The organism is Sediminitomix flava, from assembly GCF_003149185.1.
Taxonomy (GTDB): Bacteria; Bacteroidota; Bacteroidia; order Cytophagales; family Flammeovirgaceae; genus Sediminitomix; species Sediminitomix flava.
On sequence record NZ_QGDO01000001.1, the window covers coordinates 1740765 to 1755133 of the forward strand.

Below are 14369 nucleotides of genomic sequence, written 5' to 3' on the forward strand. Positions count from 1 at the left end.
TTAGATACATTGTTTTCAACATACATGTAGCTTTAACCTTTTTTTTATCTATAAATAATCCAATTAATTAATATTTGCTAAAATCAATGAAGTATATAACTTTGCACACTAAATGACAATATCAAACTTTTTAACCTCAAATGAAGTATCTTTTTTTTATACTACAATTCCTTACTGTATTTGTAATTTCATTACAGACCAATGCGCAGATAGGTCTTAAAACCTCATTTGTAAAACCTAGTAATGATTTTGCTAATGCATACAAGCCATCTATCAGCTATGAAGTAATTCTAACTAATGATACTAAAAAAACTTTCTTACAAAAAGGTGTTCACTCATCTTTTATTGTAGGCTACCAATCTTTTAATACCACACAAGATACTTTATGGACATTTGGAGTAATTAATGACCACATTATTTCATCAGGTTTTCAAATGATGGGAGATTATAAATCATTTTATTTAGGAATGATATTAGATTATCAATTTTTTGAATCTGTCATTAGCCCTATAATAGGCTTTGAAGCATATGGATTCTACAACTCCTATAGTTCTTTTTCAGATTTTGAAGGGAGTACAACTACATTGAGTAATATCAATGAAAAAGCAATTGGTCTTAGTCCAAGAATCGGCGTAAAGGCAATCCTTTTGAATCAGCTTGATCTTACTATTTCATTGAGTAAACCAATCTTTTTAACCGAAGACCAATACATATCTTCTTACTGGAAAAACTCTATATCCCTCATCTATTATTTTGACTAAAATGAAATTAAAATTTTATCCATCCATAGTATGTATACTATTATTTCAATCTTGTAGCGCATTTCTTGATGAGATGAACTTTGACTTATTTAAAGATTATGACCAATGTACACCTCTTATCTCTGAAAACAGTTACTATCAACAAGACTCCACTAATGGGTCTACTACTCTTGTGTCTGAAGTAATTAATGAAGGAGCATATGAAATTATAGCAAATGGCTATTACTTAAGTACAGACTCCAACGGAGTTTTATCAGAAAATCAAATCATAGTAAATTCCTCATTAGGAGAATTTAGTGCAGAGTTTAATGCAATACTAGGACAAGAATATTTCTTTTATCCTTTTTCTATAAATGAGTGTGGAATGTCAAAAGGGAAAATGCAAAGCTTTGTAGCTAATTGGTATCCACCTCTTCCTGAAGTTCCATGTGAATTAAATGATAATGAAATTATCGACAATGGTGCCACTTCTAAAATTGGTAAAGTTTATGAAACTCTATCTCCAGCTTTTGGTAAGTATCAAGTATCTACTTCAGGGGGTACTTTAGGACTAAAATTTTATTTCTCTGAGATTCCAATGAATGGAGAATACCATAGTACAACAGCCCAATATTTAGAGTCAGGCACAAAAAAGGTCATGATAATATTAGACTATAATAACTATAGACAAGTTGAAGAAGGAACCATATATGTAAGTGAAGTTGAAGACTATATAATTATCTCATTCTGCGATATAAAATATACTTGGAGTATTGACTCTACTGAAAAGCTATATTCTTTAAAAGGACAAATAAAATTCAAACCAAATTTTAAATAAGACACATTCCTATGAAATTTTTTTTACTATTAGTAACACCATTATTGGTTATTAGTAATTTTTGTCATGCTCAATTCCAACAAACCAATGTAAAACACCTTCAAGAGATAAAAGATCGTACATTGCTAGTTCTTGAGGTCAGTATTCCTGCAAAAACGCAAAAGAGAATAACAAAAAAATACGGTCAACAAAAGCTCAATGAAATCCAAAATACATACGTAGAATTCAACAGCTATGTAAAAGAATTGATCACTAAAGAGTGGGACTTCAATAAAAAAGTTGAGTACATGCCTCAAGATCAGTTTCTCTCATTGAGTAAGAAACAAAAGCAAAAATATGCTGTACTACACTTCACCTCTTATAAATATTCTCGTTCTAGTGGTCAATTACCTTCAAGTTACGTTATCCTAGCTCCTGAACTTATAGGAGAGAAAGATCAAGCGAATCATAAATTTAGAGAACTTCACCATGCATTAATCCTTAATAGAGGTGAGAAGATATATGCATCTTCTCTAAAAGGTCCAATAGTATTTGTCAACTTACCCGAACCATATCCTTCATTTATCTCTAGTAAGTTTGGGATTAGAAACATAAAAATGACAATTACTAATAGAATGAAAGGTGAGAAAATCACCAAAAAAGGATTCTATGCAGAGATCTCCAAAAATGCTAAAGAGCTAAAAAATAAAACCTTACTTGTCAAAAATAGCTCCTTACATAAAAAGTTTTCTTTTAGTCAACTAAAAAAGTTATATAAATATCCTGTGAAATTGGTTACCGATGTAGAGTACGAAAAGTATTTTAAAGAGGAGTCTTCTGATTATGCGTTCCTATTAGTTATCCCTACGGTGTCATCTACTACTGTCATTTTCTCAACTTGTATTATTGATGGAGCGTCTGGTAAATATATGGGCTTCGCTATGCCTTCAATGGGTGGCATGCTACTTAGTGCAAATACAGGGGGAATTAGCACTATTGGCAATATTGGTAAGATTAAAGAAAAAACCTTTTCTAACATGATTAAAACCGCTAATATTTAGTTATAGATAAGGGTTTAAGCACAATGTACTTAAACCCTTATCGTTCTAAAACTTCTATATAGCCAATTACTACCTCACGATAAATAAGTATCGCTCCTAAGCGTTAAATACTTTCTTGTACATTTGCCTTCACCAATTCAGCTAGATAATCTCCAACCTCAGAACATTTCTTAGCTGCTTCTTTATCTAAATCTTCTGTCACATAGTTCTCAGAGATCGCTTTGTCTACGGCTGTTCTTACGGCATTTCCTTCCGTGTACATTCCGATACCATCCAACAACATAGCTGCTGAAAGAACTGTAGCCATTGGGTTCGCTATATCTTGTCCTGCTGCTTGTGGATAAGAACCGTGAATAGGCTCATACATTCCTACTTTTGCTCCAATTGAAGCAGAAGGTAATAATCCCATAGAACCCGTAAGTACAGATGCTTCATCAGAAATAATATCACCAAACATATTTTCAGTCAAGATGACATCAAACTGAGAAGGCCATTGGATCAGTTGCATAGCGGCATTATCCACGAACATATAATCTACTTCTACATCTGGGTATGATGAAGCCATTCCTCTTACAACCTCTCTCCACAAACGTGATGTTTCCAATACATTTGCTTTATCAACTAGCGTAAGTTTCTTTCTACGATTTTGAGCGGCTTCGAAAGCAAGTTTTGCAATACGCTCAATCTCACCCGTAGAATAAGCACAGTTGTCATATGCCTCATCACCTTTTTCGTTTCTACCTTTTTCACCAAAGTAGATACCTCCAGTCAATTCTCTATACACAACTAAGTCAGCACCTCTAACTTTCTCCTCTTTCAATGGAGATTTATGGATAAGGGCTTCAAAAGTAGTTACAGGACGAATGTTTGCAAAAAGACCTAAACTCTTACGAAGTGCCAATAAACCTTGCTCTGGTCTTACCTTCGCATTCGGGTCGTTATCGTATTTTGGATGACCGATTGCTCCGAAAAATACGGCATCAGATGCTTTACAAACCTCAAGTGTTTCTTCTGGTAGTGGATTTCCTGTTGCATCAATTGCAACTGCTCCTACCAAAGCTTCTGTGTAATTGAACGTATGTCCGAACACTTCTGCTACTGCATCCAATACTTTAATTCCTTGTGCTACTACTTCAGGTCCGATACCATCACCTGCTAGTACTGCTATATTTTTAGTTGCCATTTTTGATCTGCGCGTTATAAGTTGAAAGAGACCCAGCTTCCACTAGGTCTCTTTTTATATTCTGTTTAAAAAATATCTTGTCGTTGTGCTTCGAAAGCTTCGATTTTGTCTTTCTTACTCAGCAAGAAATCAATATCGTCATAGCCGTTCAACAAACACATTTTTTTATAGTCATTGACCTCAAAAGTCTCTTCCAAATCTGTTCCTTCTACCTTGATTGATTGAGTAGTTAGATCTACTGAAATAGACACTTCTGATGAAGCTTGAAGTTCAAAGACTTTATCTAGAAACGTTTGACTTACTTGTACGGGAAGTACACCATTGTTTAGTGCATTTCCTTTAAAGATGTCTGCAAAGAAACTGGAAACAACCACCTTGATTCCGTAATCGTGAATAGCCCAAGCAGCATGCTCACGAGAAGATCCGCATCCGAAATTTTTCCCTGCCACCAAGATTCTCTTGCCTTCATGCGTATTGTCATTCAAGACAAAATCTTCTTTTGGTGAACCGTCAGGAAAATAACGCCAATCTCTGAAAAGGTTTTCACCAAATCCATCTCTTGTCGTAGCCTTAAGGAAACGAGCTGGAATAATTTGGTCTGTATCTATATCTTCAATCGGCAATGGAATGATGCCCGATTGTAATGTTTCGAATTTTTCCATATTTATTGGGAGCTAAAGCTCCGTTAAATTGTCGAATTAAGGCTTTGCCTTGTTGAATTGTTGAATAGAGTTGAGACTTCGATTGTTAGAAAACTCAATTGAAAAGAATCATATACTATATTTTCAATTCAACTTTTCAACGATTCATCAACTCAACGAAAATGTAGTTTTTACTTTTACACCGTTTCAGCAATCAGTTCTCTCACGTCAGTGATCTTTCCTGTTACTGCTGTAGCCGCAGCCATCAAAGGACTTGCAAGAAGCGTACGAGCGCCTGGTCCTTGACGTCCTTCGAAGTTACGGTTTGAAGTAGACACACAATATTCGCCCTTAGGCACTTTATCTTCGTTCATTCCCAAACAAGCTGAACAACCTGGTTCACGTAGCTCAAAACCTGCCTCAAAAAGTACTTTATCAATACCTTCTTCTTTGGCTTGTTTTTCGACTTGTTTAGATCCTGGAACAATCAGTGCGGTTACATTGTCAGCTTTTTGCTTTCCTTTTACGAAAGCAGCTACTTCTCGTAAATCTTCGATACGACTATTGGTACAACTACCAATGAAAACGTAGTTTACTTCCTTACCCAATAATGATTGTCCCTCTTCCAAGCCCATGTATTCCAATGATTTTTTGAAAGAATCAGGGTTAGAAGCATCTGAAGCAGTTGGGATATTCTCCTGTACTCCGATACCCATTCCTGGATTAGTACCGTAAGTAAGCATAGGCTGAATATCTTCTGCTTTGAAAGTATATTCTTTATCGAAAGTCGCATCCTCATCTGTGAAAAGTGTCTTCCAATAAGCTACAGCTTTATCGTAAGACTCACCTTGAGGTGCAAATTCTCTTCCTTTAATATATTCGAAAGTTGTTTCGTCTGGAGCGATCATTCCACCACGAGCACCCATCTCGATACTCATATTACAAACCGTCATACGTGCTTCCATAGAAAGCGAACGGATTGCACTACCAGCAAATTCGATGAAGTGACCTGTTCCTCCACCAGCTGTTAATTGAGAAATGATGTAAAGAACGATGTCTTTTGAAGTAACACCTTCTTCTAACTCTCCATCAACAGTAATTCGCATCGTTTTTGGTTTTGTTTGCAATAGACATTGTGTAGCCATCACCTGTTCTACTTGCGATGTACCAATACCAAATGCAATTGCTCCAAATGCGCCGTGTGTAGAAGTATGGCTATCACCACAAACGATAGTCATACCTGGTTGAGTGAAACCTAATTCTGGTCCGATAACGTGTACAATCCCTTGATAAGGGTGTCCCAAACCATAAAGTTTCACACCATGATTATGACAGTTTTCTGTCAATTTATTCACTTGCGAACGAGATAATGAATCTTTAATTGGCAAGTGTTGGTCTTTCGTAGGAACGTTGTGATCTGCGGTAGCGAGGATTCTATCTTTTCTGAAAAGCTCTACTCCACGTTTCTCAATTCCGGCAAAGGCTTGCGGACTTGTTACTTCATGAATAAAGTGCTTATCGATATAAAGAATCTCTTGATTCCCTTCCACGTGTTCAACAACGTGGCTATCCCAAATCTTATCGAAAAGTGTTTTAGCCATCTCTTATGTGTCTCTTTGTTAATTTATCTTGGTTATATGCGCTCTTATTGATACTTAAACAGCTGCAGGAGTTTCAGCAAAAATGGTATGCAAATCTGCATCAACTACTTCTTTTTTCTGATCCGCTACGTTTAAGAATTTTCTGTACACCTCTTCCAACATATCATGACGTACTTGGTAGCCCAATTTAGAAGCTCTATACTTCAAGGCTGCACGACCACTACGAGCTGTCAATACAATCTGAGATTGATCAACACCTACTTCTGCTGGATCGATGATTTCGTAAGTTTCACGACTCTTGATCACACCGTCTTGGTGAATTCCTGATGAGTGTGCAAAAGCATTTGCTCCTACGATGGCTTTATTGGCTTGAACAGGCATTTTCATTCTATTTGACACTAGGTTACTCAAACCTGTCAATTCTCTAGAATCAATTCCTGTTTGTACGTTCATATCTCTATGCTGACGCATAATCATGACAACTTCTTCCAAAGAAGCATTTCCCGCTCTTTCTCCGATACCGTTTATCGTACACTCGATCTGGCGAGCTCCGTATTGCACCCCTGCAATTGAGTTTGCAGTAGCCAAACCAAGATCATTATGACAGTGTGTAGAAATAGTAGCCTTGTGGATACCATTCACATTTTCCATCAAATATTTGATTTTAGCTCCGTATTGCTCAGGTAAACAGTATCCTGTAGTATCAGGAATATTCACAACTGTAGCACCAACCTTGATCACTTCTTCCACTACTCTTGCCAAGAACTCATTATCTGTACGACCTGCATCTTCTGCATAAAACTCGACGTCTTCAACAAAACGTTTAGCGTATTTGACAGCAGATACGGCTCTTTCAATGATATCTTCTCTTGACGAACGTAATTTGTGGAAAATATGGCTATCTGAAGTTCCGATTCCTGTATGAATACGTGGACGAACTGCAGGGATCAAAGCCTCAGCAGCTACTTCAATATCTTTCTTCACAGCTCTTGTGAGTCCACATATTGTTGCATTCTTTATAACTTTTGAAATTTCATTTACAGAAGTAAAATCACCTGGGCTCGAAATTGGGAATCCAGCTTCAATTACATCCACTCCGAGTTTCTCAAGTGCTAAAGCGATTTCAATCTTTTCACTCTGATTTAACTTACAACCTGGGACTTGCTCCCCGTCTCTCAAAGTTGTATCGAAAATTGCAACATGTTCCATAACTTATATGAATGTAGTGATATTGAGTTCGTTCTATTTTTTCTAAGAGATTGCAAGCTAGAAAGAGAAAAAACGATTGAAAAACTTAAATCTATAAGGCCTTACAATTTCTAAAGTTGTGAGTTGAGCTTGATTTTCTTCGTTTTTTAGTAATTTAGGGCAGAAAGCATCAAACAATAATTACAATGCCCAACCAACAAACGGAACATCTTTTTCAGCTAATTAAATCTCTAACAAAGTCTGAAAAGCGTAGTTTTAAGCTCTATGCACAGCGCACAAGTAACAAGGAAGGGATGAAATTTATCCAGCTTTTCGATGTGTTGGATAAGTCAGATCATTATGATGAAAAAGTTATTCTTGAGAAAACGAATATAAAAAAAGCACAACTTTCAAATCTGAAAGCACATTTATACAAACAACTGTTAACCAGCTTAAAACTCAATAGTGCTGCTCGGAATATTGATATGCAAATCCGAGAGCAAATTGACTTTGCCCAAGTTCTTTATCTCAAAGGACTTTATAAGCAAAGTCTTAAAATTTTGGATAAAACTCGTCAAATGGCGGATACCTATGAGCGTTTCACATTAAAGTTGGAAGTCATAGAATTTGAAAAGATTATTGAGCAACAATATATCACCCGAAGTCTAAGAAATAGAGCTGAGGAATTGACTAGCGAAGCAGGTAGTACTCGCAATAAAATTGCACACCTACATCAGCTTTCCAATTTATCGCTTACTCTTTATGGTATTTATATTAAAGCCGGGCATGTTCGTAATATTGATGATTACAAAAGAGTAAAATCGTTCTTTTTTACTCGTCTGCCAGAACTTGACCCCGAAAAGCTTAGCGGTACCGAAAAATTGTATTGGTACATCTGTCATGTTTGGTACAGCTTTATCATTCAAGATTTTGTAAAATGTTATCGTTATGCTCAAAAATGGATTGAGCTTTTCCACGAACACCCTAACCTTCTAGACCGAGAGCCAGAGTGGTACTTGAAAGGAATTCATTATTTCTCTGAAACAGTCTTTTTACTGGGTAGACAAGATCAGATGCAATATGCTCTAGATTCTCTACTCCAATTTGAAGAGCGATATGCAGGAAAGATGAATGAGAATCTGGAAATTCTAGGGTTTCTGTATGAATATACACTTCGTCTGAATATGCATTTTGCGGAAGGGACTTTTACGGAAGGTACTTCCCTTGCGCCTAAAATTGAGGAACGCATTGCACAGTATGCAGAAAAACTAGACAATCATAGAATTCTAGTTTTCTACTACAAAATTGCATGTATGTACTTTGGAGCTGGAGATAACTCAAAATGTATCTTCTATCTGAACAAAATCATTTCATACAGAGACACACGACTTCGTGAAGACATCCATTGTTTTGCTCGTATACTTAGTTTGGTTGCACACTTTGAGATGGGAAATGATGACTTGGTTGAATATCAGGTGAAGTCTGTTTATCGTTTCTTAGGAAAAATGAATGACCAAAATGCGGTGCAAGAAGAAATCTTCAAGTTTTTGAGAAAATTAGGCAAAATCTCAAACCAAGAAGAACTGAAAGTGCAGTTTGTCTCACTTCGAGAAAAGCTCATTGAACTTCGTGAAGATCCTTATGAACGAAGACCATTCAACTACCTTGATCTAATTTCTTGGCTAGAGTGTAAAATTACAAATACCCCAATTCAAGAAGTGATCAAAGAAAAATATACAAGTCATAAAGAAAGATAGTTTCATACTATCTTTCTTTTTTTACTCTTAAAAATCGCCAATATTAGCTGAGCGTAACTTTGTTAGAATGACAGATAATTGTTCCGCCTCTTCGACATTTATATTGTCCAAAAACTTCTTGAAGGTTCCTAATTCTTTATCTATTTCAACCAAAAGATTTAAGCCTTTCTCTGTTATTTCTACATATACCACCCTCCTATCAGAATCAGAACGATACCTTGTTACTAAATCTCTAGGTAATAATTTATCAATCATTCGGGTTGTATTAGGCGATCGATCGATCATCCGATCGTTAATATCATGGATAGTTAGGGCAGAAGGAAAAGAGCCTCTCAACATTCTTAGGATATTATACTGTTGAGTGGAAAGATTATACGGTTTCAGAAAAGAATTATGTCTGCTTGTAATTGCATTTGCTGTTACTAAAATCTCAAACATTGCTTTCATCTGAGGCGTCTTGAAATTTGTTGTTTGGATTCGGTATTCGATTCTAGCACTCTTATCTTCGGTTTGAAGATCAGATTTTTTTGTATCAGACATGATCATAAAATTGAATAAAATCTGTTCTTAAATTGTGAAATTTTAAGTGGATAGCGTTCAGATAAAGAACAAAAGTCTTAAATTTATGTCTTGATAACGGTGACTATTTAGTGAGATTTTATTGATTCTTATCCCTATAGCCTAAGTTTAGTAGTAAGCTTATCCTATTCAACGTTTCATATTGTGATAGAACGATCTTAATTTTTTTCAGCTTTGGAGACTATGATGGAGAATGCAAGTACACAATTCAACCAAGATTTCATACTCGATGTAAAAAACTTAAAGGTTGAATTCCTAATTGGAAATAGCAGCTTTTTAGCAGTTGACCAGATTAACTTTAGAGTTGAGCGTGGTGAAACACTCGGCATTGTAGGCGAATCAGGCTCTGGAAAATCTGTTTCGGTACTTAGTATTTTAAACCTTCTCAAAAACAGAAAAAATATTCGAGTTAGCGGAAATATCCTTTTCCGAAGTAAACGACTTGGAATGGTTGACTTGCTTCAACTTTCTGAAAAAGAGCTTGAGTCTATTCGTGGCGGAGAAATCGGGATGATCTTTCAAAATCCTATGAGTTCTCTCAATCCTGTTGTACAATGTGGCGACCAAGTGATTGAAGCTCTTTTAGCTCACGAACCAATTCAAAAATCTGCAGCGAGACGTAGGGTACTACAACTTTTCAAAAAGGTCAAGCTAAAAGACCCTAAGAAAGTCTACAAATCGTATCCTCATGAGCTTTCTGGAGGTCAACGTCAGCGTGTCATGATTGCGATGGCACTTATTTGCCGTCCTCCCCTTCTTATAGCAGATGAACCTACAACAGCACTTGATGTAACTGTCCAAAAAGCAATCTTAGAAATCTTACAAGAAATGCGTTACGAGCTTGATACAGCTTGTATCTTTATTTCTCATGACCTTGGTGTTATTGCTGAGATTGCAGACCGAGTAAGTATTATGTATAAAGGAAATATTGTTGAAACTGGAATTGTCTGGGAAATCTTCAACAATCCTCGTCATGCTTATACCAAAGGTTTACTTGCTTGTCGTCCAAGAATGGATATCGAGATCGGACGCTTACCTGTTGTAAGTGATTTTCTGCGTCTTTTACCCAATGGACGTATCGAGTCTGTAAGTAATCAGAAATTCAAGTTTCTCTATGAAAATATTGCGCTAAACGAGAATGCTATATATAAAAAGGAGTTTGAGCAAGATTTCGTGTATGCACAAGAGCCAATATTGGAGGTAAAAAATCTATGTAAAACATATCCAGTCAAAAAGAATTTCTTAGGTCAAACAGTAGAATGGCATAAAGCCGTTGATGATGTTTCCTTTGAAGTTTTTGAAGGTGAAACACTCGGACTTGTAGGTGAATCGGGCTGTGGAAAAACCACCTTATCTAGAACTATACTTCAACTTACAGAGCCGACTAGCGGTGAGGTCATCTATGATGGAAAAGATATTTCTCAGCTCTCTTCCAGAGAAAAGCAACGTCTTCGAAAAGACATGCAAATTGTTTTTCAAGATCCTTATTCAGCTCTAAACCCTAGAGAGACTATTGGTCAAGCAATCATGGAGCCTATGATGGTACACAAACTCTACCCTACTGAAAAAGAGTGTAGAGAAAAAGCCATCGAACTGCTTGAAACAGTCAACCTCAATGAAGCTTTCTTTGACAGATACCCCCATGAATTTTCAGGAGGACAATGCCAACGTATCTGTATTGCTAGAGCTTTAGCTCTAAATCCTCGATTTATTATCTGTGACGAATCTGTTTCAGCACTTGATGTATCTGTTCAAGCTACAGTTTTGAACTTGCTAAACCACTTGAAGCGAGAGCGTAACCTTACCTATATTTTTATTTCGCACGACCTTTCAGTTGTTAAATACATGGCTGATCGTATTTTGGTCATGAAAGATGGTAGAATTGTAGAGTTGGATATGGCTAAAAAAGTCTATAACCGTCCGAGAAATTCATATACAAAAGAACTGATCAACGCGATACCTAAGGGTACATCTGAAGATATCCGAAAGGCTATGATTGAGCGTAAGAAAAAGCAGATTGAGAAAAGAAGTAAACTTGCAGCGCGCAGAAGTTGGTAACTCTATCCTTTAAACTATTACCCTACTCATTATCAAATACTAAACCTGCTCCATCGCATATGGAGCCTGTAGATTGGTTATTTTCCACATTATTAAATGTGTCAAAATCACACTAGTTAATATTTTATAAAACCAAGCGTTTTCCCTCCTTATTTTAATCCTTATTACATTTCTCAGACTTTAGAATTCCAAATGGATTTTTTTAGAGCAAATGATGTTCTATCTGAAAGAAAAAGGAATCAAAAATGGTCATTTTCAAGACCTATTAAACGATTTTGAGCAATCGTAATCTCAACAAATTGAAAAGCCTTGAGAGAATTTTAATCAGATTTCTACCATAAAATACTCTCAATCTTCTCGTAAGCTAACATAAGTCATCATTTTCAAGTGATGTGCTTATACCAAAAAAAAGGTAGAGTTAGTATCTTTGCTCACGAAATTAGTTTTTATACAAAACAGAAAAATTATTTCCAATGTCCACTGATATCGTAAAAAACATTAAACCAGGTGTAGTAACTGGTGAAGATGCAGAGATCTTATATCAATATGCAAAAGAGAAAGGTTTTGCTCTTCCTGCAGTAAACTGTGTAGGTACTGATACTGTAAACGCTGTATTGGAAACTGCGAAAGAATTGAATGCTCCTGTTATCATTCAATTGTCAAACGGTGGTGCTCAGTTCTACGCTGGTAAAGGACTAAGCAACGACGGTCAAAAAGCAGCTATCATTGGAGCTGTTTCTGCTGCAAAACACGTTCACGAAGTAGCTGAAGCTTATGGAGTACGCGTGATTTTGAACACTGACCACGCTGCGAAGAAATTGTTGCCTTGGATCGACGGTCTATTGGACGCTGGTGAAGAGTTCTACAAGCAACACGGAAAGCCTTTGTATACTTCTCACATGATTGACCTTTCTGAGGAGCCAATCGAAGAGAACATCGCTATCTCTAAGCAATACTTTGAGCGTATGGCCAAAATCGGTATGACGCTTGAAATCGAGCTTGGTATCACTGGTGGTGAGGAAGATGGTGTTGACAACTCTGATGTTGACGTATCTCGTCTTTACACTCAACCAGAAGAAGTAGCTTACGCATACAAAGAGCTAGGTCAAGTTGATCACAAATTCTTGGTTGCTGCAGCTTTCGGTAACGTACACGGTGTATATAAGCCAGGTAACGTTGTATTGAAGCCTGCTATCTTGGATGACTCTCAAAAGTACATCAAAGAGCAATTCAACACTGAAGCTGACAAGCCAGTTAAATTCGTATTCCACGGTGGATCAGGTTCTTCTGTAGAAGAAATCAGAGAAGCTATTGGTTACGGTGTAATCAAAATGAACATTGATACTGATACACAATGGGCATTCTGGGACGGTATCAGAGCTTATGAAGCTGAGAACCGTGAGTACTTGCAAGGACAAATCGGTAACCCACAAGGTGCTGATGAGCCAAACAAGAAATTCTATGACCCACGTGTATGGTTAAGAAAAGGTGAGCAAACAATGATTGCTCGTTTGAAAAAAGCGTTCGAAGATTTGAACAACGTTAATACACTATAATTATTCTCAACCCTTGAGAATAATAACCTCTCCAATACTTTATTGGAGAGGTTTTTCTTTGCCTTCTATTTTCATAATTTCATCCAAGGTATTTTTTTCAATCGTAAAAAGATGAAATCAAGAGGATTATCTTGCATACCTACTTTTTCCTACTAATTATCATACCTTACATTTTCAAGAGCCCCTATTGAAACGTATTTTTGTAAAATATAATACTATTATTACTGACCTATAAAATTCACAACCTTGAAGAATATCATATTAGGACTACTAAGCTTGTGCGTATTGGGCTTGATGGGCTGGGAATACAAACAATTTCGCGACGAACAAAAAATGCCAGAATATGCAACAGATGACAAACGAGAAATACCACTCACCTCAGAGATTGTCCATATTGATATTCCAAAAGAAATAGATTTCTGTGGAGAAAAAGTAAACTTGAACGACCCCGATGTAAGAGAAAGACTAGACAGAGAACTTCAAGTCAATACTTTTTGGCATTCCAATACCATCCTTACCATGAAGCGAGCCGCTAAATGGTTTCCAATGATCGAGAAGATATTAAAAGAGGAAAATGTTCCTGACGATTTCAAATACTTGGCAGTTATTGAAAGCGGATTGATCAATGTGGTTTCGCCAGCTGGCGCTACAGGATTTTGGCAATTCATGCCCAAAACAGCGAAAGACTTCAAGCTTGAAGTGAACAAAGAAGTTGATATGCGTTACAACCCAGAATTAGCAACTCGTGCTGCCTGTGCATATTTCAAAAAGGCGCATGAGAAATTTGGCTCTTGGACAGCTGTGGCTGCTGCATACAATATGGGTGTAAGAGGTTACGTAAGAAGTGTAGAGAAACAAATGGTAAATAATTACTACGAGCTTCTACTCAATCCAGAGACTTCTAGATATGTATTTAGAATTTTGGCTGTAAAAGAGATTTTCACCAATCCAGAAAAATATAACTTCAAGCTAAAGGCAGATAACCTCTACAAAGCCGAAAAGCTGAAATACATTGAGATTGATAAAACCATTGAAAATTTAGCTGAATGGGCTATTCTTCATGATATCAACTATAAAATTCTGAAAAGACATAATCCTTGGCTACGTATGAACAAGCTTACTGTCAAGAAGAATAAATATAAAATCGCAATTCCTAAAGACACGAGCCCTTATAAAACAACAACTTAA

Annotated in this window: 12 protein-coding genes; 7 read left to right on the top strand and 5 right to left on the bottom strand. The window is 36.5% G+C overall.

Going from position 1 to position 14369, the window contains the following annotated elements:
* Positions 1–140 precede the first annotated feature (140 nt).
* The 3 genes from BC781_RS06875 to BC781_RS06885 are packed head-to-tail and all read left to right on the top strand — an operon-like array spanning position 141 to position 2618.
* Positions 141–761, top strand: a complete 621-nt coding sequence (locus tag BC781_RS06875; protein ID WP_109616459.1) for a hypothetical protein — start codon at positions 141–143, stop codon at positions 759–761.
* A gap of 1 nt (position 762) precedes the next feature.
* On the top strand, positions 763–1578 hold the full coding sequence (locus BC781_RS06880) for a hypothetical protein (protein ID WP_109616460.1): 816 nt from the start codon (positions 763–765) through the stop codon (positions 1576–1578).
* Between the two features lie 11 nt (positions 1579–1589).
* The gene (locus BC781_RS06885; protein ID WP_109616461.1) at positions 1590–2618 is read left to right on the top strand and encodes a hypothetical protein; all 1029 of its coding nucleotides are present in this window, start codon (positions 1590–1592) and stop codon (positions 2616–2618) included.
* Positions 2619–2721: 103 nt separating this feature from the next.
* Here BC781_RS06885 and leuB read toward each other — a convergent pair whose 3' ends face one another.
* From leuB to BC781_RS06905, 4 genes are all read right to left on the bottom strand, one after another.
* A complete protein-coding gene (gene leuB, locus BC781_RS06890) occupies positions 2722–3801 on the bottom strand; it encodes a 3-isopropylmalate dehydrogenase (RefSeq protein ID WP_109616462.1) in 1080 nt (359 codons plus the stop codon).
* A 65-nt stretch (positions 3802–3866) separates the two neighbouring features.
* Positions 3867–4463: a 3-isopropylmalate dehydratase small subunit gene (gene leuD, locus BC781_RS06895; RefSeq protein WP_109616463.1), complete on the bottom strand. Its 597-nt coding sequence runs from the start codon at positions 4461–4463 to the stop codon at positions 3867–3869.
* 176 nt (positions 4464–4639) lie between these two features.
* The gene (gene leuC / locus BC781_RS06900) at positions 4640–6043 is read right to left on the bottom strand and encodes a 3-isopropylmalate dehydratase large subunit (protein ID WP_109616464.1); all 1404 of its coding nucleotides are present in this window, start codon (positions 6041–6043) and stop codon (positions 4640–4642) included.
* Between the two features lie 54 nt (positions 6044–6097).
* On the bottom strand, positions 6098–7252 hold the full coding sequence (locus tag BC781_RS06905) for a 2-isopropylmalate synthase (RefSeq protein ID WP_109616465.1): 1155 nt from the start codon (positions 7250–7252) through the stop codon (positions 6098–6100).
* Between the two features lie 185 nt (positions 7253–7437).
* On the opposite strand from BC781_RS06905, the gene BC781_RS06910 reads away from it, so the two are divergent.
* On the top strand, positions 7438–8988 hold the full coding sequence (locus tag BC781_RS06910) for a hypothetical protein (protein ID WP_109616466.1): 1551 nt from the start codon (positions 7438–7440) through the stop codon (positions 8986–8988).
* 27 nt (positions 8989–9015) lie between these two features.
* Here BC781_RS06910 and BC781_RS06915 read toward each other — a convergent pair whose 3' ends face one another.
* A complete protein-coding gene (locus BC781_RS06915; RefSeq protein WP_109616604.1) occupies positions 9016–9528 on the bottom strand; it encodes a MarR family winged helix-turn-helix transcriptional regulator in 513 nt (170 codons plus the stop codon).
* Between the two features lie 222 nt (positions 9529–9750).
* Here BC781_RS06915 and BC781_RS06920 point away from each other — a divergent pair, with 222 nt between their 5' ends.
* The 3 genes from BC781_RS06920 (at position 9751) to BC781_RS06930 (ending at position 14369) form a co-directional block, all read left to right on the top strand.
* On the top strand, positions 9751–11625 hold the full coding sequence (locus BC781_RS06920; RefSeq protein ID WP_245935585.1) for an ABC transporter ATP-binding protein: 1875 nt from the start codon (positions 9751–9753) through the stop codon (positions 11623–11625).
* A 473-nt stretch (positions 11626–12098) separates the two neighbouring features.
* A complete protein-coding gene (fbaA, locus tag BC781_RS06925) occupies positions 12099–13181 on the top strand; it encodes a class II fructose-bisphosphate aldolase (RefSeq protein WP_211323671.1) in 1083 nt (360 codons plus the stop codon).
* A 246-nt stretch (positions 13182–13427) separates the two neighbouring features.
* Positions 13428–14369, top strand: a complete 942-nt coding sequence (locus tag BC781_RS06930) for a lytic transglycosylase domain-containing protein (protein WP_146201640.1) — start codon at positions 13428–13430, stop codon at positions 14367–14369.

Excerpts from the sequence above, each read along its gene's own strand:
- BC781_RS06875 (WP_109616459.1), top strand. The coding sequence starts at position 141 with ATGAAGTATCTTTTTTTTATACTACAATTCCTTACTGTATTTGTAATT.
- BC781_RS06880 (WP_109616460.1), top strand. The coding sequence starts at position 763 with ATGAAATTAAAATTTTATCCATCCATAGTATGTATACTATTATTTCAA.
- BC781_RS06885 (WP_109616461.1), top strand. The coding sequence starts at position 1,590 with ATGAAATTTTTTTTACTATTAGTAACACCATTATTGGTTATTAGTAAT.
- leuB (WP_109616462.1), bottom strand. The coding sequence starts at position 3,801 with ATGGCAACTAAAAATATAGCAGTACTAGCAGGTGATGGTATCGGACCT.
- leuD (WP_109616463.1), bottom strand. The coding sequence starts at position 4,463 with ATGGAAAAATTCGAAACATTACAATCGGGCATCATTCCATTGCCGATT.
- leuC (WP_109616464.1), bottom strand. The coding sequence starts at position 6,043 with ATGGCTAAAACACTTTTCGATAAGATTTGGGATAGCCACGTTGTTGAA.
- BC781_RS06905 (WP_109616465.1), bottom strand. The coding sequence starts at position 7,252 with ATGGAACATGTTGCAATTTTCGATACAACTTTGAGAGACGGGGAGCAA.
- BC781_RS06910 (WP_109616466.1), top strand. The coding sequence starts at position 7,438 with ATGCCCAACCAACAAACGGAACATCTTTTTCAGCTAATTAAATCTCTA.
- BC781_RS06915 (WP_109616604.1), bottom strand. The coding sequence starts at position 9,528 with ATGTCTGATACAAAAAAATCTGATCTTCAAACCGAAGATAAGAGTGCT.
- BC781_RS06920 (WP_245935585.1), top strand. The coding sequence starts at position 9,751 with ATGATGGAGAATGCAAGTACACAATTCAACCAAGATTTCATACTCGAT.
- fbaA (WP_211323671.1), top strand. The coding sequence starts at position 12,099 with ATGTCCACTGATATCGTAAAAAACATTAAACCAGGTGTAGTAACTGGT.